This is a genomic window from Paraburkholderia sp. MPAMCS5 (assembly GCF_036016995.1).
Lineage (GTDB): Bacteria > Pseudomonadota > Gammaproteobacteria > Burkholderiales > Burkholderiaceae > Paraburkholderia.
On sequence record NZ_JAYXBK010000002.1, the window covers coordinates 148,004 to 167,790 of the forward strand.

Sequence of the window (19,787 nt, forward strand, 5' to 3'; positions counted from 1 at the left end):
GAATCCGACCTCAGCGCGGATAAATTGCACCCAGCACACGCTCGGCGCTCGCGCCCGTCACGGCCGGCAGGCTGCCCGGCAGACGTGCGACGCAGCGCATCGCGAGCCATGCGAACGCCAGCGGTTCGACCTGGCTGGGCGGCACGCCGAGCGCGTCGGTGGTCATCACCGGTACGCCGCCAACACCGCTGTCCTCCAGCGCCTGCTGCAACGACTTCAGAATCTCCGGATTGCGCGCGCCGCCGCCGCATACATAAACCGCTTGGGCGTCGGACGCATGCCGCTCGATTTCGCGCGCGACCGTCACCGCGGTGAGCGCGACGAGCGTCGCCTGGACGTCGGCGGGAGCGAGGTCCGCAAACGGCCGCAGCCGCGCGGCGAGCCATTCCGGGTTGAACAGATCGCGGCCGGTGCTCTTGGGCGGTTGCTGCGCGAAGAACGGCTCGTCCAGGAGGGCGTTCAGCAGCGTCCGGTCCACTTGGCCAGCTGCCGCAAAATGCCCGTTTTCGTCGAACGGCTTGCCGAGATGGCGCTGCGCCCACTCGTCGAGAAGGGCGTTGGCCGGCCCGCAATCGAAGCCGCGCACGCTGCCCGTCGCGTTCAGGATCGTGATGTTGCTGATGCCGCCCAAGTTGCAGACCACGCGCGTTTCGTTCTTCGCGCCGAACACGGTCGCGTGAAAAGCCGGCACGAGCGGCGCGCCTTGGCCGCCGGCCGCGACGTCGCGGCTGCGGAAGTCGGCGACCACGTCGATATGCGTCATTTCCGCGAGCAGCGCGGGGTTGTTGATCTGTCGCGTATAGCCCTTTTCCGGCCGATGCCGCACCGTTTGCCCGTGCACGCCGATCGCGCGTACTTCGGCGGCTGACACGTGGCAGTTGCGCAGCAGTTCGTGGCAGCACACGGTGTAGCGCGTGGCGAGCGCATTGGCGGCGAGCGACTCGCGTTCGATCTCGTTCTCGCCCGGCTGTTGCAGCGCGAACAGCGCGTCGCGCAATCCCGCGGCGAAGCCGACGAACGCCTCCGCCAGCACCACGGGCGGCCTCCCCTTGGCGAACCGGACGGCCACGCCGTCCACGCCGTCCATGCTCGTGCCGGACATCAAGCCAAAATAGACGCCGTCTGCGGGGTCTTGCGCCACGTTGTTGCTCCTGTCGATATTTCGTTGCGGGTTCATGGCCACTGCTCTAGCGATGGTGGTAGCAGATTATCCGCGCAAGCGCGCCCGAAGCGGAAGCGCGGCGCGTCGCGCGCGGCCGGCCCGTCGCGCCGAAAACTTGCGCGCGTGGCGCGCTCCTGGCCGCTTGATGAGGCGCGGCGGCGCGCATCTATGGGACAATCTGTTTTTTTCGCGACTTCACGTTTCCAGCATGAGCACCGAGTCCAACAAGCCCAATCCCGCCTCCGCTTTTCCGATCACCGACCAGGTCCGTCACGCGCTCGCCGTCACGAAGCGCGGCGTCGACGAATTGCTGATCGAAGAAGAATTCGCACAGAAGCTCGCGAAAAGCGAGGCGACCGGCACGCCGCTGCGCATCAAGCTCGGGCTCGATCCGACCGCGCCCGACATCCACATCGGCCATACGGTCGTGCTGAACAAGATGCGCCAGTTGCAGGACCTCGGTCACACCGTGATCTTCCTGATCGGCGATTTCACGTCGCTGATCGGCGACCCGTCGGGCCGCAACGCCACGCGCCCGCCGCTCACGCGCGAACAGATCGAATCGAACGCGAAGACGTATTTCGAGCAGGCCGCACTCGTGCTCGACCGCGACAAGACGGAGATCCGCTACAACAGCGAGTGGTCGATGCCGCTCGGCGCCGACGGCATGATCAAGCTCGCGTCGCGCTACACGGTGGCGCGAATTCTCGAGCGCGAAGATTTCACCAGGCGTTTCCAGGGCGGCGTGCCGATTTCGATCCACGAATTCCTGTATCCGCTGATGCAAGGCTACGACTCGGTCGCGCTGAATGCCGACCTCGAACTCGGCGGCACGGACCAGAAGTTCAACCTGCTGGTCGGCCGTGAATTGCAGAAGCAGTATGGCCAGGAGCAGCAGTGCATTCTGACGATGCCGCTGCTTGAAGGGCTCGACGGCGTCGAAAAAATGTCGAAGTCGAAGAACAACTACATCGGCATCAGCGAAAAGCCGACAGATATGTTCGGCAAGCTGATGAGCATTTCCGACGTGCTGATGTGGCGTTACTTCGAACTGCTGTCGTTCCGTCCGATGGACGAAATCGCCGGCTTCAGGAAGGAAATCGAAGCCGGCCGCAATCCGCGCGATTTCAAGGTGATGCTCGGCCAGGAAATCGTCGCGCGCTTCCATTCACAGGCGGACGCCGAGCGTGCGCTCGAAGACTTCAACCACCGCGCGAAGGGCGGCGTGCCGGACGACATCGCGGCGGTCACGCTGGCGGGCGCGCCGCTCGCGATCGGTCAATTGCTCAAGCAGGCGAACCTGGTGCCGTCCACGAGCGAAGCGCTGCGCAACATCGAGCAGGGCGGCGTGAAGATCGACGGCGCAACGGTGTCCGACAAGGGCCTGAAGGTCGAGCCAGGCGAGTACGTGGTGCAGGTCGGCAAGCGCCGCTTCGCGCGCGTCACCCTGACAGCCTGATGAGCCGAACCGCGCAGCCGGAGCCGGCCCGATGATCGCCTTGATCCAACGCGTGCGGCGCGCCGAGGTGCGCGTGGTGGACGGTGACAATGAGCGCGTGACCGGCGCAATCGACGCCGGCCTGCTCGCGCTCGTGTGCGCCGAGCGCGGCGACACCGAAGCGGCGGCCGACCGGCTTCTCGCGAAGGTGCTCGGCTACCGCGTGTTCAGCGACGCAGCGGGCAAGATGAACCTGTCCGTGCAGAATCTGGACGGCGCTGGGCGCGCGGGCGGTTTGCTGCTGGTTTCGCAGTTCACGCTGGCCGCGGACACCAACAGTGGCCTGCGTCCGAGCTTCACCCCCGCCGCGCCGCCGGCTGAAGGCCAGCGTCTGTTCGATTACTTCGTTGCGGCGGCGCGCGCGAAACATTCGATCGTCGAAACGGGCGAGTTTGGCGCCGACATGCAGGTGTCGCTCGTGAACGACGGGCCCGTCACGTTCTGGCTGCAAACCAACGCCTGAATTTCGCGCTGCATTTCATGCAGTTTTTCGCACCATTCGCGCGGCCGCAGTTCTTGCGACAATAGCGGCTCCGCACAACCGGCGACCCGCGCCTCTTCTGATCCATGACCACGCAGATTCTGTTTATCCGGCACGGCGAGACCGACTGGAACCGCATCAAGCGCATTCAAGGGCATATCGACATTCCGCTCGCCGAGGTGGGCGTCACGCAGGCGCAAAGCCTGGCACGCCGCATCGTCGATGAAGTGAAGCACGGCGCGCGGCTCGATGCGATCTATTCGAGCGACCTGCAGCGCGCGCGGCAAACCGCGCAACCGTTCGCCGACGCGCTCGGCTTGCCCGTGCATCTGAGCGAAGCTCTGCGCGAGCGCTCCTACGGCGCGTTCCAAGGCCACGACAGCGATGAAATCGCCGCGCGTTTCCCCGATGAATACGCGCACTGGCAAACGCGTGACCCCGGTTTCACGCCGCCCGAAGGCGAGTCGCAGCGCGCGTTCTATCACCGCGTATTGCACGCGATCGAGCCGCTCGTCGCCGCGCATCCGGGCGGGCGCATCGCGTGCGTCGCGCATGGCGGCGTGCTCGACTGCGTGCGCCGCTTTGCGTGCGGTTTGTCGCTCGATGCTCCGCGCGACTACACGCTGCTGAACACGAGCGTGAACGTGGTGGACTTCGACAACGGGCGCGCGAGCGTCGTGTCGTGGGGCGACATCGCGCATCTCGACGCGCCCAGCGCCGACGACACTTTCAAGAAAGTCCCGCAACCGGGACGTTAATCACGCGGCGCGGCTCAGCTCAGCGTGAGCCGTCCACGTCACTCGTGGCGGCAACGCGGCGGCGCGCCCGCTTCGAGACGCCGTTCACGAGCGCCCATCTGATCACGGGCGCGACGAGCCGCACGCCGGGCCTCGCCACCGCCCGGCGAATCAACGCATAGCGCTCGAATCCCAACATCGTTTGAGCCCAGTCGGGCAGAAGATCGACACCGGCGTTGAACATCAGCGCGCCGGCAGGGCGCATCGCGGCGCTCGGCGCCGGCGCGTTCGTCAGAATGCCGACCAGCTCGCGAGTGCGCTCGCTCGCAATCAGTTCCGGCTGCATGGCGAGCAGGTAAGCGTCGATTTCGGTGCGCGAGCGAGGAACATCCGCCGCGCCGAGCATGTGCGCGATCTGCGCGGTTTCCTCGAAGTACTGGTCCTGTGCCACGACGGAAAGCGCCGGGTTCACGTACCGAAGATGCGCGGTCATGAAGCTGGACACTTCGGCCACGTGCACCCACGTCAAAAGCGCGGGCTCGCTCGCGCGATAGGGCCGGCCATCCGGCGCCATTCCGCTCACGCCAAGGTGGATGCGCTTCACGCGTTCGATCAGCGCGAGCGCGTCATGCCGGCTGCCGAACGTCGTGCCGGCGATGAACGTCGCGGTGCGCCGCAGGCGCCCGAGAATATCGGTGCGAAACATGGAGTGATCCCATACGCCGGCCAGCGCCAGCGGATGCAGCGCCTGAAGCATGAGCGCGCTGATGCCGCCGGTCATCATGGATGTGAAATCGGCGTGAACTTTCCAGCACATGGAATCCGGGCCGAACAAGCCGGGATCGCCGGGCGGCGAAGAGTAGTCGAGCGTGGGGCCGCTGCCGGTCGTGAGATGCGTGACGCCTGCCGCGAGCCGGGAGCGGAGCTTGCCGGTCAGCCACCGCGCGAACCTGGCGGGCGAGCGCTGTGGTTGTCGGCGGGGAGTCTGGTATTGCCTTGTCTCGTCGGACATCCTGAATCGGGCTCGCTCCCTGGCCGCTCAGGTCGCAGCCGAATCCCACAAGCCGGGCAGCGCGCTCGACGAGTCCGGAGCCGCCAGCCCGAAGTGACGGTAAGTGAGCAGCGTGGCGACGCGGCCGCGCGGCGTGCGTTGCAGGAAGCCTTGCTGGATCAGATACGGCTCGAGCACGTCTTCAATCGTGTCGCGCTCTTCGCCGATAGCCGCCGCCAGGTTGTCGACGCCGACCGGGCCGCCGTCGAACTTGTGCAGGATTGCTTCGAGGAGCTTGCGGTCCATCAGGTCGAAGCCGACCGCGTCGACGTCGAGCATGCGCAGCGCCGCGTCGGCCACTTGCGCGGTAATGTTGCCGTCGGCCTTGACCTCCGCGTAGTCGCGCACGCGCCGCAGCAGCCGATTGGCGATACGCGGCGTGCCGCGCGCGCGCTTCGCGATTTCGAACGCGCCGTCCGGATGAATCTGCGCATTCAGCAGCGAAGCCGAGCGCGTGACGATGCGCGCCAGTTCCTCGGCGTTGTAAAACTCCAGCCGCGCGACGATGCCGAAGCGATCGCGCAGCGGATTGGTCAGCATGCCCGCGCGAGTGGTCGCGCCGACCAGCGTGAACGGCTGCAAATCGAGCTTCACGCTGCGCGCGGCCGGCCCTTCGCCGATCATGATGTCGATCTGGTAATCCTCCAGCGCCGGGTACAGGATTTCTTCAACGACCGGCGAGAGCCGGTGGATTTCGTCGATGAACAACACGTCGTTGGCTTCGAGATTGGTGAGCAGCGCGGCGAGGTCGCCGGCGCGCTCCAGCACGGGTCCCGACGTTTGCCGCAGATTCACACCCATTTCGCGCGCGATGATGTGCGCAAGCGTGGTCTTGCCCAAACCCGGCGGCCCGAACAGCAACACGTGGTCGAGCGATTCAGAGCGGCGCTTGGCGGCCTCGATGAAAATTTCGAGCTGGCCGCGCACCTTTTCCTGCCCGACATATTCTTCGAGCTGGCGCGGGCGCAATGCGCGCTCGAACGCTTCTTCGTTCGGCGAGACGGGCGTGGCCGCGATGATGCGCTCGGCGGCGAGTTTGTCGGTTTCGATCATCCGGCCATTGTACCGCGCACGGCTCCTCGCGAAACTCGGCCAAACGGCCAAGGTGCGCGGCGCGCGGGAGTGCGCGAAGCTTTATCCGTCGAGCGTCCTCGCGCACCGCCTCAAGCCTTGGACAACGCCTTCAACGCGAGTTTGATACCCTCGGAAACGCCCGTGCCGGCCGGCACGTTCTTGATCGCCGCCAAAGCTTCTTTTTCCGAGTAGCCCAAGGCGAGCAGCGCATTCAGGATGTCGGACGCGTGATCGGATGCCGACGCCGCGCCGGCCATCGCGCCGAGGTCGGCGCCGAGCTTGCCCTTCAGTTCGAGCAGCAGCCGCTCGGCCGTCTTCTTGCCGATGCCCGGCACGCGCGTGAGGCGCGCCGCGTCCTGAAGCGTGACCGTCTGCGAAAGTTCGTGCACGCTCATGCCCGACAGCACGGCCAACGCCATGCGCGCGCCGATGCCGGAAATTTTCAGCAGCTCGCGGAAGGTCGAGCGTTCCTCGGTGGTGCCGAAGCCGTAAAGCAGATGCGCGTCTTCGCGCACGATCATCTGCGTGAGCAGCACCACGCGTTCGCCGGTTGAAGGCAGGTTGTAGAACGTGCTCATCGGCACATCGACTTCGTAACCCACGCCGTTGCAGTCGACGAGCAGATGCGGCGGGTTTTTTTCCAGCAGAACGCCGGCAATGCGACCGATCATGGCAATTCAATCTTGAGAGAAAGGGCGAGTGTAGCGCAGGGCGCGCGGCACAATGGCGTTCATCCCACCAGACGTCCGCGCCTCACGCGCAGGCCTTTTTTCGCGAGCGAAGGCGCGATGCCGCCGAGCGTGCTCAGTGTCGTGCCGCCGTGCGCATGGCAGATCGCCATGCCGAGCGCGTCGGCGGCGTCGGTGCCCGGCACGCCGGACAGATTGAGCAGGCGCACGACCATCTGCTGCATCTGCTCCTTGGTCGCGCGGCCGTAGCCGACCACACTCTGCTTCAACTGCAAGGCTGTGTATTCGGCGACCGGCACGCCCCCGGCGACAAGCCCGCAAATGGCCGCGCCGCGCGCCTGGCCGAGCAGCAAAGTGGACTGCGGATTGACGTTGACGAACACCTTTTCGATCGCGGATTGATCCGGCGAGTGCTGGCGAATCAGCGTCGAGATGCCGTCGAAAATGGTGCCGAGACGCGACGGCAGATCGGCGTCCGCGGTCTTGATGACGCCGCTCGCCACATAACTGAGCGTGTGTCCGCTTTGGTCGATCACGCCGAAGCCGGTCACGCGCAGGCCGGGGTCGATGCCGAGAATTCTCATGAAGTGCCGCACATGCGGTTAAAACCAGGTGCCTGCGATACTACAACACACGCGCCGCGTGGCGCTCGGCATGCAGGCAGGCGGGCGGAATAAAAACTGCTGTGCCTGTCGGAAGGAGTCGATCGCCTATGCAGCGTTATGGGAATATCAGTGGGAAATCGGGCATCGTCGCGTACGAAATCGGCGATGACTTTGTCGCTGCGCGGTTCAACTCCGGCGTGACTTACCGGTACACGAAAAAGAGCGTCGGCACGCGACACCTGGCCGAACTCAAGCGTCTCGCGACACGAGGCGAGGGCCTTGCCACCTACATCAGTCAACACCCGGAAGTGAGGGACGGCTACGAGCGCAAAGATCCACCGGACCCGGACTGATACGCGCGTCGTCGCAGCGCGGCCTTCAAAGAAAACGGCCCAGCGGAAAATTCCGCTGGGCCGCTTCACTGTGTCTTACGGCAGGCGTCGCCGCAAATGCCGGCTCAATGCCGGAAGTGGCGCACGCCGGTCAACACCATCGCGATGTTGTGCTCGTCTGCAGCGTTGATCACTTCGTCGTCGCGCATCGAGCCGCCGGGCTGGATCACGCAGCTCGCGCCCGCTGCCACGACCACGTCGAGACCGTCGCGGAACGGGAAGAACGCATCCGACGCGACCGCCGAACCGTTCAGCGTCAAGCCAGCGTTTTGCGCCTTGATGCTCGCGATGCGCGCCGAGTCCACGCGGCTCATCTGGCCCGCGCCGACGCCGAGCGTCATGCCGTTGCCGCAGAACACGATGGCGTTCGACTTGACGTACTTCGCCACGCGCCACGCGAACAGCAGATCGTCCATTTCCTTCGGCGTCGGATGACGCTTCGTGACCACGCGCAGTTCGCGCGGCTGCACGTTCTTCGAATCGAGCGATTGAACCAGCAGACCGCCGCCGACGCGCTTCAGGTCGAACGCGTTATGGCCTTCGCCCAGAGCGATTTTCAGCAGACGCACATTCTGCTTCGCCGCGAAAACCTGGCGCGCCTCGGCGCTGAACGACGGCGCGATCAGCACTTCGACGAACTGCTTCGCCACCGCTTGCGCAGCAGCTTCGTCCACTTCGCGATTGAACGCGATGATGCCGCCGAACGCCGAAGTCGGATCGGTCTGGAACGCCTTCGAATACGCTTCGTTTGCGTCCGCGCCCACCGCCACGCCGCACGGATTCGCGTGCTTGACGATCACGCACGCCGGCACGTCGAAGGTCTTCACGCATTCCCACGCCGCGTCGGAATCCGCGATGTTGTTGTAGGACAGTTCTTTGCCTTGCAACTGCTCGTAGTTGGCGAGCGTGCCGGGCTGAGCGGAAAGATCGCGGTAGAACGCCGCGCTCTGGTGCGGATTTTCGCCGTAGCGCAAGTCCTGCACCTTGTTGAAGGCCAGGTTGAAAGTGGCCGGATAAGCGTTGCGCGACGAGTGTTGAAGTTCGTCGGTCAGGCTTGTCAGATAGTTCGTGATCGCGCCGTCGTATTGCGCGGTGTGCGCGAACACCTTGGTCGCGAGCCGGAAGTTCGTCTTGTACGAGACGGCGTTGCTGTTTGCGCGCATTTCATCGAGCACGACCGCGTAGTCGGCCGGATCGACCACCACTGTCACGTCGCGGTGATTTTTCGCGGCCGAACGCAGCATGGTCGGGCCGCCGATGTCGATGTTCTCGATCGCGTCTTCCAGCGAACACTCTTCTTTCGACACCGTCTGCACGAACGGGTACAGGTTCACGACCAGCAGGTCGATGGTCGGAATGTCGTGCTTTTCAAGCGCCGCCATATGTTCCGGCAGGTCGCGGCGCGCCAGAATGCCGCCGTGCACCTTCGGATGCAGCGTTTTCACGCGCCCGTCGAGCATTTCCGGGAAGCCCGTGTAATCGGCGACCTCGGTCACGGAAAGACCCGCGTCCGCGAGCAGTTTCGCGGTGCCGCCGGTCGACAGGATCTTGACGCCGAGCCCCGACAGCGACTTGGCGAAGTCGACGATGCCGGACTTGTCGGAAACGGAGATGAGCGCTTGCTTGATCATGATGAAGACGAAAAGCCGAAGGGAAACGTGGCAGGGCGCGAGAAAACTACACGCTACAACAAACCGTGCTGTTGCAGCTTCTTGCGCAGCGTATTGCGGTTGATGCCGAGATACTCGGCGGCCAGCGACTGATTGCCGCCGGCCTGCTCGAGCACCACTTCGAGCAGGGGTTTTTCAACGCACGAGATCACCATGTCGTAGACGTCGTGCGGATTGGAGCCGTCGAGATCCTGGAAATAGATGCCCAGGCTGTCGCGGACAGATTGTTCGATGTTGTTCTTGCTCATGCTGCTAGTCGGTCGGTTTGGTCCTCGCCCTGGTTCTCGGGCGTTTCGTCGACGTAGACGAGGCGGTCGGAAATGGCCTTTTGTGCGTCGAAGAACTCGTTGACGGCGAGGAGTTGTTCACGCGTGGTGTCCAGCGTATTCATGCGATGCCGGAACACATTGGCGCCGGAAAGGCCGCGAGTGTACCAGCCGATGTGCTTGCGCGCAGTGCGAACACCTGTAAATTCGCCGTAGAACGCGTAGTGATCTTCGAGGTGCTCGTTCATGACCTGCTGGATTTCGTCGATGCGCGGCGGCGGCAGCAACTCGCCCGTTTGCAGGAAATGCTCGATCTCGCGGAACAGCCACGGGCGGCCCTGCGCCGCGCGGCCGATCATGATGGCGTCCGCGCCGGTGACGGCGAGCACGTGGCGCGCTTTTTCCGGCGACGTGATGTCGCCGTTGGCCACCACTGGAATGCGCACAGCGGCCTTCACGGCGGCGATGGTCTCGTATTCGGCGTCGCCGTGATACAGGTCGGCGCGCGTGCGGCCATGCACGGTCAGCATGGAAATGCCGGCGGCTTCGGCGAGACGCGCGACATTCAGCGCATTCCTGTTCTCGCGATTCCAGCCAGTGCGGATTTTCAGCGTGACGGGCACCGCGTCGGGCCCGACGCCCACCGCGCCCACCACCGCCTCGACAATGCGCTGCACGAGCGGCTCGTTCTGCAGCAGAGCCGAACCGGCGGCCACGTTGCAGACTTTCTTGGCCGGACAGCCCATGTTGATGTCGATGATCTGCGCGCCGTTCGCCACGTTGTAGCGGGCCGCTTCGGCCATCATCGCGGGGTCCGCGCCGGCGATCTGCACGGAGATCGGCTCGACTTCGCCCGCGTGGTTCGCGCGGCGCATGGTCTTTTCGCTCTTCCACAGCTGCGCGTTCGAGGCGACCATTTCCGACACCGCATAGCCCGCGCCCAGCCGTTTGCACAATTGCCGGAACGGACGGTCGGTGACGCCGGCCATGGGCGCGACGAACAGGTTATTACGCAGATTGTGGGAGCCGAGAATGGGCATGACGTGAAAGCGCGCGCGGACGATTGCTCAATGCTGAAGTGGCGTGCTGGGGTTGAATCCGGCAGCCCGGCCTGTCAATCGGAGCGTTCGCGAAATGCGGGGGAAAACCGCTATTTTAGCGTTAACAATTAGCCCGCACCCGACATGCAGTCGTTGTAACTCATTAAATCTTCTATGAAAGTGCTCGCGGCGGGCGGTTTGGGCCGCGCGCGCCGCGAGCGGGCGCCGTGCTCAGCGGCGCTGTCCGAACATCATCTGACGCGCGAGTGCGGTTTTCACCGGCGGCGCGAATTCGAGCGCGGTGAGCGCGAGGCCGCGCAGAACTGCGAGCGGGGCGAAGTCGACGGTGAAAAGACGCGCGAGCGTGTCGGTGGCGCCGATCGTCATGCGCCGGTCGAGCGCGCGGCGCTGCGCGAAGCTGGCGAGCGCGAGCGGCGTGGGGCCTTCGGTGGACAACGCGTCGGCGAGCGCGTGCGCGTCCCGCAAACCGAGGTTCAGCCCTTGGCCCGCGACCGGATGCAGCGTTTGCGCCGCGTTGCCGATGGCGACGACGCGGCCCTTCACGAGCGTATCGACGGCGTTCAGCCCGAGCGGGAACGACGCGCGGCCCTTGATCTGCGTGAAGCGGCCCATGCGGCCGCCGAATGTGGCGCCGAGTTCGTGGAGGAAGGCGTCGTCGGAGAGTTGCGCGCGGCGCGCGGCTTCGTCGGGCGAGCAGCACCAGACGAGCGCGTAGTCGGCGCCTCGCACGCCGCCCATCGGCAGCAAGGCAATCGGACCTTCCGACGTGAAGCGCTCCCACGCCACATGCGGCTGCGGCGCCGACACGCTCACCGTGCCGACGAGCGCGGTCTGGCCGTAATCGCGCGAGCCGTTCTTGCCGGCGCGCTGTCCGGCCTGATCGCCGGCGATGTGCTCGGGAGCTTCGTCGGCCGTGGCGCCTGGGCCGCGCTCGCCTGCACTTTTTCCGGCATTTTTCCCCGCGGCCTGATCGCCGAACAAGCCGCCTTCGGCGTTCACCAGAATCCGCGTGCGCAGCTTGCGCGTGACGCCCGCGGTTTCAATGGCGAGCGTCACGCCGTCGTCTTCCTGAACCGGCGCGGCGGCGGACGTGGAGCGGAACCAGTGCACCGGCGTGGCGTGCACCGCCTGGGCCAGACCGTGCACGATCGAGCCGTAGCGCAGCACGTAGCCGAGCGCGGGCAGGCCGTGCTCGCCGTGATCGATCAGCGTGCGGCCGAAGTGTCCGCGCTGCGATACGTGGATGCGCTGGATCGCGGTGGCGTCGGCGGGCCAGCGCAACGGCTCCAGGATCATGCGGCTGCCGTGCGAGACGGCGATCGCGCGCGGATCGGCAATCGAGTCCTCCGGCTCGCGCGCGTCGACGAGCCCGATTTTCAGCGCGCGCGTCGCGCTGCGCCGGGCCAGCCAACCGGCGAGCGCAAGCCCGACCGGTCCGGCGCCGACAATCGTCACGTCGAAATCGAATGAGTGATCGGGCGCGGCGGGCTTCAGAATCAACGTCGACTGGAAAGCGTCGTTCATGGCGGATTACTTCCTTGTTTCGTGAGCCGCGCGCGCTTCCTGCATGAGCGCCTCGATCTCGTCGGCGGCGACCGGCACGTCGCGCGTCATCAGCTCGCAGCCGGTGGGCGTGACGATGGCGTCGTCCTCGATGCGGATGCCGATGTTCCAGTAGCGCTCCGGCACACCTGCGGCCGGCCGGATATACAGGCCCGGCTCGATGGTCAGCGTCATCGAGGCACGCAAGGTGCGCCACGGCAGCGCGCCCGCTTCGTCGCGCGGCGCGGCGCGCTCGCGATAGTCGCCCACGTCGTGCACGTCCATGCCGAGCCAGTGGCCGGTGCGGTGCATATAGAAGGGCGCGTAGGCGCGCTCGGCGATCACGTCGTCGGCGCAGGCGAATCTCGTACGGTCGAGAATGCCCGTGTCCAGCAAGCCTTGCGACAGCACGCGCACGGCGGCCTGATGCGGATCGTCGAAAGTGACGCCCGCGCGCGTCGCGTCGACGGCGGCCTGCTGCGCGGCCAGCACGATGTCGTAAAGCTCGCGCTGCGCCGGGGTGAAGCGGCCGCTCGCGGGAAACGTGCGCGTGATGTCGGACGCGTAGCCGTCGAGTTCGCAGGCCGCGTCGATCAGAATGAGGTCGCCGTCTTGCGCGATCGCATTGCCGGCCGGGTAGTGCAGCACGCACGCGTTCGCGCCCGCCGCGACGATCGACGTGTAAGCGGGTGCCTGCGCGCCGAACTTGCGGAACGTGTAGAGCAATTCCGCTTCGAGTTCGTACTCGCGCACGCCGGGGCGGCACGCCGCCATCGCCCGGCGGTGCGCCTGCGCGGAAATCTGGCCGGCACGGCGCATGATGGCGAGTTCATGGTCGTCTTTGACGAGCCGCATGTCGTCGAGCAGCGGCATCAGATCGCGCGCGGCGGCTGGCGCGGCCATGCCGCTGCGGCCTTGCATGCGCACGGCGTCGAGCCAGCCGCGCACCTGGCCGTCGAGTTTCTCCGAGGCGCCCAGCGCGTAGTGCAGCGCGGGTTTGTCAGCGAGGATGCGCGGCAGGTGCGCGTCGATTTCGCCGAAAGGAAAGGCCGCGTCGAAACCGAACGCGACGTGCGCGCCGTCGGGTCCGAAACGAAAGCCTTCCCACGTCTCGCGCTCGATGTTCTTCTCGCGGCAGAACAGGATCGCCGCGGGCTCGCCGTGCGCGGCGCTCGCGTCGAGCACGAGCAGCGCTTCGGGTTCGGTGAAGCCGGTCAGGTAGTAGAAATAGCTGTCGTGTCGGTACGGATAATCGGCGTCCCGGTTGCGCAGCGCTTCGGGCGCCGTCGGCACGATGGCGACGCCGCCGCCCGCTGCGCGCAGCGCGGCGAGTACGCGCTCGCGGCGCGCGCGGTAGACGTCGATGGCGATGGTGGGTTCGGTCGGCTGGTTCATCGTGCGATTGTAGCGCCCAATGCACGGACTCATTTTGCGCGGATGCGGCGGCGGTGACGCCGTGGATGAAGCCGCGGATGAAGCCACCAAATACGCCGTGGATTCGCTCCGCGCATCGCCCCGCACATCCACCCAACATTGCCCATTCGGCCGGCTGGACAGCAAGCGTGGCGCGCGGCAATGTTGCAATCCATCCACAGCGAGCGCGCATGCGGTTCGCGAAGCGCGCGAGTGGTGTTCCCGCGCGCCGCCCAGCACTTATACTTTCGCCGGATTCAGAAAAAGGCAGATGGCAATGATGAAACTCATCGGTTCGCTCGCCAGTCCGTTCGCGCGCAAGGCGCGCATCGTGCTGGCCGACAAGAAGATCGACTACGAGCTGGTGCCCGAGAACGTCTGGGCGTCGGACACCCGCATTCATACCTTCAATCCACTCGGCAAGGTGCCGTGCCTCGTGATGGAAGACGGCGAAGCGGTGTTCGATTCGCGCGTGATCTGCGAGTACGTGGATACGCTGTCGCCGGTCGGCAAGCTGATTCCGCCAGCCGGGCGCGAGCGTATCGAGGTGCGGTGCTGGGAAGCGCTCGCCGACGGCCTGCTGGACGCGGCCGTGCTGATTCGCCTGGAAAGCACGCAGCGCACGCCGGAGCAACGCGTCGATACATGGGTCGCGCGGCAACAGCGCAAGATCGACGAAGCGCTGCTCGCCATGTCGCAGGGACTGGGCAGCAAGCCGTGGTGCGCGGGCAACCACTACACGCTCGCCGACATCGCGGTGGGCTGTGCATTGGGCTATCTGGACTTCCGCATGCCCGAGTTGAACTGGCGCGAATCGCATCCGAATCTCGATAAGCATTTTCAGAAACTTTCGCTGCGCCAGTCGTTTATTGATACCGCGCCGGCTAACTGATTAAAGCGCCGATAATCGAATCGCTTAATAAATCGGCAGGTTTGCAAAATTGCGTTAATCGGTCTTTCAAGATCATGATTTGAAGCTTTCATTCGTGGTAGAAAAGCGCCTCCCGTCAGGCGCTTTTTTTCGTCTGTCGTTATCGAAACGAATAACACCATAAAGAGACTTTCATCATGAAACCGTATCGCTTTCTTATTGCCGCTTGCGCATGTGCGCTGTTTGCCGCCTGCTCCAATGTCGGCAGCCTGGACCCGTCCGCGCTGATCCAGTCCGGCCAGTTGGCCACGCAGGCCGCCACCCTCACGGACGCCGACGTGCGCGCGCTGACCGACAAGTCGTGCGCGCAGCTCGACAGCGAAAACACCATCGCGCCGGCCGGCAGCAAATACCAGAAGCGCTTGAACAGGATTGCCGCGCAACTGGGCGACAACATCAACGGCACGCCGGTGAATTACAAGGTGTACATGACAAAAGACGTCAATGCGTGGGCCATGGCGAACGGCTGCGTGCGCGTGTATAGCGGCTTGATGGACTTGATGAACGACAACGAAGTGCGTGGCGTGGTCGGCCATGAAATGGGCCACGTCGCGCTCGGCCACACAAAGAAGGCGATGCAGGTTGCGTATGCGACGTCGGCGGTGCGTTCGGTGGCGTCGTCGGCGGGTGGAATTGCCGGCGCGCTGTCCGGCTCGCAATTGGGGGAATTCTCGGAAAAGCTGATTAACGCGCAATTCTCGCAAACGCAGGAAAGCGCAGCCGACGATTATTCGTTTGATTTACAGAAAAAGAAGAATCTCGATCCGTCCGGCCTGGTCACGGCGTTCAATAAAATCGCGCAAATGGACGGCGGTAAATCCAGCATGCTGAGTTCGCATCCTGCTTCGCCGGCGCGTGCGCAACATATTCAGCAGCGTATTGCGTCGAATCAATAAGGATCGAGGGCGGAATAAACGCGCGCTTGCGGCAATGCCGCAGCGCGCGTTTTTTATTGCGGCTTAATGGGTGTTGTTTTCGGACTGGCCGTTCCTGCGCCTTGTCGTGCCCGGACCGAATGCGAAACCGAAAGCCAGCAGCAGCAACGAAACGGCCAGCACGGTGTTATTGCCGCTCGTCACGTAAGGCGTGCGGCCGGTGGTGCCTTGCACGGTGACATCGAGCGAGTCGATCGTGTAGGGCGTGAGCTTGCCGAGAACCTTGCCGTTTGCGTCGATGGCGGCGGTCATGCCCGTGTTGGTCGCGCGCAACATCGGCCGGCCGGTTTCGAGCGAGCGCATGCGCGCGATCTGCAAGTGCTGGTCGAGCGCGATCGTGTCGCCGAACCACGCGAGATTGGTCGAGTTGACCAGCACGCCCGCCGGCGTGTCGCTCTCGCGAATGGTGCGCGCAATCTCTTCGCCGAAAATGTCTTCGTAGCAGATATCGACGGCGACCGGCTGGTTGTGCACGACGAACGACTTTTGCACCGGCGTGCCGCGCGCGAAATCGCCGAGCGGAATGTTCATCAGGTTGACGAACCAGCGGAAGCCCCACGGCACGAATTCCCCGAATGGCACGAGGTGGTGCTTGTCGTAGCGATAGATGTCGCGCGAACCCGGCGTGACGCCGAACAGGCTGTTGGTGTAGTCGACCACGCGGCCTTCCGGCGTGATCGAGCCGCCGATCGCGCCGAACAGGATCGCGCTGCCCGTCGAGTCCGCGAAGTTGCGCACCGCCGCGGCAAACGGCGTGGGCAACTGCTGCGCGAGCACGGGAATGGCGGTTTCCGGTGTGACGATCAGATCGGCGGGCTTCGAGGTAATCATCTGCTGATACTGGTCGATGGCGGCGCGCACGCCCGCTTCCTCGAATTTCATGTCCTGTTTGACGTCGCCTTGCAGCAGACGCACGGTCAGCGGCGCGTTGGCCGGCGTGGTCCACCTGGCGAGCGGCAGCAGCAGGCCCGCCGCGATCAGCGCCAGCGCGATCGCGCCGGGCAGCGCGCCGTGAGCCGCGCTGCGCGGAACGTCGGCGCTGTCGGCGGCAGGGTCGCGCGGCTTGCGCGCACGGTGAAGCCGCGGCAGCAGCGCCTGCACGATCAGTGCGGCGACGAGCGCCAGCACCCAGCCGACGCCATACACGCCCGCCAGCGGCGCGAAGCCGGCGAGCGGGCCATCGACTTGCGCATAGCCGCTCGCGAGCCAGGGAAAGCCGGTGAATACGGTGCCGCGCAGCCATTCGCCAATCGCCCACGCGCTCGCGAAAGCCAGCGCGCCGTGCCATGTCGGCGAGAACGGCAGGTCCGCGGCAAAGGTGGCGGACGCGCCGTTGCGCGCGTGGCCGGCGCAGAACGACCAGATGCCCGCGGCCAAAGCCGGATATAGCGCGAGGTAAAGCGAAAACAGCACGAGCGCCGTGCCCGCGAGCGGTGCGGGCATGCCGCCGTAAAAATGCATGCTGACGTAAAGCCACCAGACGCCGGTGACGAAGTTGCCGAAGCCGAACGCCCCGCCCGTGAGCGCGGCGCTCTTCCAGCCGGTGCTGCGCGTGAGCCAGCCGAAGAAGAACACGAAGATCGCGAGTTCGAGCCAGCCGCCGTGCGGCGTGGGCGCGAACGACAGCGTGTTGGCCGCGCCGGCGACGAGCGCGACGAGGTAATGCCAGCGGGGCAGCGTGCGCGCGCGCGCGCGCCCGGCGGCGGGCGCGCTCACACCGCGGCGCGAAGAGGAAGTGATCGGGTCGGCCATTGTTGCGCGGTCGGCGTGATGAGTGGCAAGTTGGGAAAGCTCAGGTGTGAGCGGCAAGCGAGGCCGTTCAGGTCTGCACGTGCTGTGCTTCGCGCTCGCGCTGGCCGGCCAGCGGATCGCGCCGCACCAGCAGCATGTGCACCTGACGCGCGTCGCCGCGCAGAATCTCGAAGATCAGATCGTCAATGCGCACCTTTTCGCCGCGATGCGGCACGCGCCCGAAATGGTGCGTGACCAGGCCGCCGATGGTGTCCACTTCTTCGTCTGAATAATGCGTGCCGAAGGCTTCGTTGAATTGCTCGATCTCGGTCAGCGCGCGCACGCGGAAGCGGCCGTCCGGCGAGGCGATGATGTTGCCACTTTCCTCGTCGAAATCGTATTCGTCTTCAATGTCGCCGACGATCTGCTCCAGCACGTCTTCTATCGTGATCAGCCCTGCCACGCCGCCGTATTCGTCGACCACCACCGCGAGGTGATTGCGATTCACGCGGAAATCGTGCAGCAGCACGTTCAGGCGCTTCGATTCGGGGATGAACACGGCGGGCCGCAGCATGCCGCGCACGTCGAACTCTTCTTCGGCGTAGTAGCGCAGCAGGTCTTTCGCGAGCAGCACGCCGATCACGTTGTCGCGATTGCCTTCGTAGACCGGATAGCGCGAGTGCGCCTTTTCCAGCACGTACGGGATAAATTCGGCGGGATTGTCCGCGATGTTGATCGCGTCCATCTGGGCGCGCGGCACCATGATGTCGCGCGCGCTGAGTTCGGAAACCTGGAACACACCTTCGATCATCGACAGCGAGTCGGCGTCGATCAGGTTGCGCTCGTGCGCGTCCTGCAGAATTTCCAGAAGTTCCGCGCGCGAGTCGGGCTCGGGCGAGATGAAATCGGTCAGACGCTCAAGCAGCGAGCGTTTTTCGTGTGGTTTGTCGGTATGGCGTCGACTGGGATACGTGTCGTTCATGGTAGAGCGCCCGGCGAGACTGGGCGCGCTGTTGCAGAGCATTAAGGATACACCAGGCACATGGCAGGACCGTGTCCCGCCTGGCCGGGCGATGAGTGAAACGGGACTGACACTGGCCCGCGGCGAGGCGCGGACCATGGGTCCATCCTAACTGATAACGCCCGGAAAAGCGTTTCGGAGAAAAAATGGCGAGGCGAAGCGCGTGTCCGGCGCTTTTTTACTGGCGCTTATTTGTCCGCTTGCGGCGCGGTCCGCCGTTCGGCGCGCGCGGCATCGGGCGCGCGATTGTCGGCCTGGCAGCGTGCCAGCAGCGCTTCCAGCGCGCGGTCGGGCATGCCGCTGTCGCGCAGCGCGTGAACCGTGCGGCTCACGTAGTCGAGCGTCGTGCCGTAGCGGCCGCATGCGCAGTCGAACACGGTTTTGACGATGTCGTCGCGGAGTTTGCCGGTGTAGCTCGGCACGTCGCGGCGCATCACGAAGGCGAGCGCGTCGACGCGCCGGCCGTCGGCGAGCACGCAGGGCAGCCATGCGGGCCGGTAGGAGCCCATCGCCATTTCACGGCGCCACAGCGCTTCCAGATGCGGCATCGCGCCCTGCGCCGCGAGACGAAACGCGATGCCCGAGCACGAGCCGCCGCGATCGAGCGCGAGCACGAGCCCCGGCTGTTCCGGCGTGCCGCGATTGACGCGCGACCACAGATACAGCCCGCGATGATACCCGTGCACTTTCGAGCGCATTGCTTCGACGGTCGGCAGGCCGGGATTCCAGATCAGCGAGCCATAGCCGAACAGCCACAAGTCGTTCTGGCGGTCCCAGTCGCGCAACGTGCATTCGAGCGACGCCCGCAATTCCTCGTCCGTCAGGAGACGCGAGTCGCCGAGCGCGGGCGGATAGTCCGGGCAGGGCGTTCGGGTGTCGGCATCGGGAGAAAAGGGGCTCACGGTTCGGTCCGGCGACGGTTGTCTGGCGGTTATTGATACGGGTCGGGAAAACCGAGCTTGCCGAGAATCTCGGTTTCGAGCGCTTCCATTTCCTCGGCTTCTTCCTCGACTTCGTGGTCGTAGCCCTGCGCGTGCAGCGTGCCGTGCACGAGCAGATGGGCGTAATGCGCGATCAGCGGCTTGCCTTGTTCGGCGGCTTCTTTTTCGACGACCGGGCAGCAGAGAATCAGATCGCCCGTCACGGGATCGTCTTCCGATTCCGCGTACGCGAAGGTCAGCACATTGGTCGAATAATCCTTGCCGCGATAGGTGCGGTTCAGGGTGCGGCCTTCTTCGGCGTCCACGAAACGCACGGTCAGTTCGCCGTCGGCGAAAAGCGCGGCTTTGATCCAGCCGGCCACCGTGGCGCGCGGCAGCAGCGCCTTGTGTTCGGGCCATGCCTTGGCGGCCGGAAATTGCAGATTCAGCGTCAGTTTCGGGGCGCGGCTCATGCTTGTTCGAAGTATTGCGCGGCGCAATGCGCGGCGGGTTGGGCTGCGGGTTGTATGGCAGGTTGTATCGCGTTGGGTGCGTGACGTGGCTCGCCACACGCTGCGCGGTTCTGCTCGAACTGCCGCGGGTCAGGC

At 65.1% G+C, this 19,787-nt stretch carries 20 protein-coding genes; 6 read left to right on the forward strand and 14 right to left on the reverse strand.

Annotation, left to right across the window (positions count from 1 at the left end; genetic code table 11):
* Window positions 1–10: 10 nt before the first annotated feature.
* Window positions 11–1,141: an anhydro-N-acetylmuramic acid kinase gene (locus VOM14_RS04660; RefSeq protein ID WP_327628104.1), complete on the reverse strand. Its 1,131-nt coding sequence runs from the start codon at window positions 1,139–1,141 to the stop codon at window positions 11–13.
* 229 nt (window positions 1,142–1,370) lie between these two features.
* Between VOM14_RS04660 and tyrS the strand changes: the two genes are divergently transcribed.
* From tyrS to VOM14_RS04675, 3 genes are all read left to right on the forward strand, one after another.
* Window positions 1,371–2,621, forward strand: a complete 1,251-nt coding sequence (gene tyrS / locus VOM14_RS04665; RefSeq protein ID WP_327627581.1) for a tyrosine--tRNA ligase — start codon at window positions 1,371–1,373, stop codon at window positions 2,619–2,621.
* 31 nt (window positions 2,622–2,652) lie between these two features.
* Window positions 2,653–3,123, forward strand: coding sequence for a D-aminoacyl-tRNA deacylase (gene dtd / locus VOM14_RS04670; RefSeq protein ID WP_327627582.1), 471 nt, complete (start codon window positions 2,653–2,655; stop codon window positions 3,121–3,123).
* A gap of 104 nt (window positions 3,124–3,227) precedes the next feature.
* On the forward strand, window positions 3,228–3,899 hold the full coding sequence (locus tag VOM14_RS04675; protein ID WP_327627583.1) for a histidine phosphatase family protein: 672 nt from the start codon (window positions 3,228–3,230) through the stop codon (window positions 3,897–3,899).
* A 19-nt stretch (window positions 3,900–3,918) separates the two neighbouring features.
* Here VOM14_RS04675 and VOM14_RS04680 read toward each other — a convergent pair whose 3' ends face one another.
* From VOM14_RS04680 to ruvC, 4 genes are all read right to left on the reverse strand, one after another.
* On the reverse strand, window positions 3,919–4,890 hold the full coding sequence (locus VOM14_RS04680; RefSeq protein WP_327627584.1) for an oxygenase MpaB family protein: 972 nt from the start codon (window positions 4,888–4,890) through the stop codon (window positions 3,919–3,921).
* A 27-nt stretch (window positions 4,891–4,917) separates the two neighbouring features.
* Window positions 4,918–5,982 (reverse strand): Holliday junction branch migration DNA helicase RuvB, encoded by a 1,065-nt coding sequence (gene ruvB, locus VOM14_RS04685; protein WP_327627585.1) that lies wholly within the window; start codon window positions 5,980–5,982, stop codon window positions 4,918–4,920.
* 110 nt (window positions 5,983–6,092) lie between these two features.
* Window positions 6,093–6,674: a Holliday junction branch migration protein RuvA gene (gene ruvA, locus VOM14_RS04690; protein WP_020069298.1), complete on the reverse strand. Its 582-nt coding sequence runs from the start codon at window positions 6,672–6,674 to the stop codon at window positions 6,093–6,095.
* A 59-nt stretch (window positions 6,675–6,733) separates the two neighbouring features.
* Window positions 6,734–7,276, reverse strand: coding sequence for a crossover junction endodeoxyribonuclease RuvC (ruvC, locus tag VOM14_RS04695; protein WP_327627586.1), 543 nt, complete (start codon window positions 7,274–7,276; stop codon window positions 6,734–6,736).
* 128 nt (window positions 7,277–7,404) lie between these two features.
* On the opposite strand from ruvC, the gene VOM14_RS04700 reads away from it, so the two are divergent.
* Complete coding sequence (locus tag VOM14_RS04700) at window positions 7,405–7,650, forward strand: hypothetical protein (RefSeq protein ID WP_327627587.1); 246 nt, start codon at window positions 7,405–7,407, stop codon at window positions 7,648–7,650.
* A gap of 104 nt (window positions 7,651–7,754) precedes the next feature.
* On the opposite strand, the gene purH is transcribed toward VOM14_RS04700, so the two are convergent.
* From purH to VOM14_RS04725, 5 genes are all read right to left on the reverse strand, one after another.
* A complete protein-coding gene (gene purH, locus VOM14_RS04705) occupies window positions 7,755–9,320 on the reverse strand; it encodes a bifunctional phosphoribosylaminoimidazolecarboxamide formyltransferase/IMP cyclohydrolase (protein ID WP_327627588.1) in 1,566 nt (521 codons plus the stop codon).
* A gap of 53 nt (window positions 9,321–9,373) precedes the next feature.
* A complete protein-coding gene (locus VOM14_RS04710) occupies window positions 9,374–9,607 on the reverse strand; it encodes a Fis family transcriptional regulator (RefSeq protein ID WP_006049915.1) in 234 nt (77 codons plus the stop codon).
* Window positions 9,604–10,665, reverse strand: coding sequence for a tRNA dihydrouridine synthase DusB (dusB, locus tag VOM14_RS04715; protein ID WP_327627589.1), 1,062 nt, complete (start codon window positions 10,663–10,665; stop codon window positions 9,604–9,606). Before dusB ends, VOM14_RS04710 begins: the two co-directional genes overlap by 4 nt.
* Before the next feature lie 231 nt (window positions 10,666–10,896).
* Window positions 10,897–12,210, reverse strand: a complete 1,314-nt coding sequence (locus tag VOM14_RS04720; RefSeq protein WP_327627590.1) for a UbiH/UbiF/VisC/COQ6 family ubiquinone biosynthesis hydroxylase — start codon at window positions 12,208–12,210, stop codon at window positions 10,897–10,899.
* Window positions 12,211–12,216: 6 nt separating this feature from the next.
* Window positions 12,217–13,623: an aminopeptidase P N-terminal domain-containing protein gene (locus VOM14_RS04725; protein ID WP_327627591.1), complete on the reverse strand. Its 1,407-nt coding sequence runs from the start codon at window positions 13,621–13,623 to the stop codon at window positions 12,217–12,219.
* 295 nt (window positions 13,624–13,918) lie between these two features.
* On the opposite strand from VOM14_RS04725, the gene VOM14_RS04730 reads away from it, so the two are divergent.
* Together VOM14_RS04730 and VOM14_RS04735 are read left to right on the forward strand one after the other, a co-directional pair.
* Window positions 13,919–14,533: a glutathione S-transferase C-terminal domain-containing protein gene (locus VOM14_RS04730; protein ID WP_327627592.1), complete on the forward strand. Its 615-nt coding sequence runs from the start codon at window positions 13,919–13,921 to the stop codon at window positions 14,531–14,533.
* 176 nt (window positions 14,534–14,709) lie between these two features.
* On the forward strand, window positions 14,710–15,468 hold the full coding sequence (locus tag VOM14_RS04735) for a M48 family metallopeptidase (protein WP_327627593.1): 759 nt from the start codon (window positions 14,710–14,712) through the stop codon (window positions 15,466–15,468).
* 63 nt (window positions 15,469–15,531) lie between these two features.
* Here VOM14_RS04735 and lnt read toward each other — a convergent pair whose 3' ends face one another.
* The 4 genes from lnt to ybeY form a co-directional block, all read right to left on the reverse strand.
* Window positions 15,532–17,259 carry an apolipoprotein N-acyltransferase gene (gene lnt, locus VOM14_RS04740; protein WP_327627594.1) on the reverse strand — a complete coding sequence of 576 codons (1,728 nt, stop codon included), beginning with the start codon at window positions 17,257–17,259 and terminating at the stop codon, window positions 15,532–15,534.
* Window positions 17,260–17,326: 67 nt separating this feature from the next.
* A complete protein-coding gene (locus VOM14_RS04745; protein WP_327627595.1) occupies window positions 17,327–18,220 on the reverse strand; it encodes an HlyC/CorC family transporter in 894 nt (297 codons plus the stop codon).
* Between the two features lie 227 nt (window positions 18,221–18,447).
* Window positions 18,448–19,161 (reverse strand): gamma-glutamylcyclotransferase, encoded by a 714-nt coding sequence (locus VOM14_RS04750; RefSeq protein WP_327627596.1) that lies wholly within the window; start codon window positions 19,159–19,161, stop codon window positions 18,448–18,450.
* Between the two features lie 29 nt (window positions 19,162–19,190).
* Window positions 19,191–19,652 carry an rRNA maturation RNase YbeY gene (gene ybeY, locus VOM14_RS04755; protein ID WP_327627597.1) on the reverse strand — a complete coding sequence of 154 codons (462 nt, stop codon included), beginning with the start codon at window positions 19,650–19,652 and terminating at the stop codon, window positions 19,191–19,193.
* Window positions 19,653–19,787: the final 135 nt, after the last annotated feature.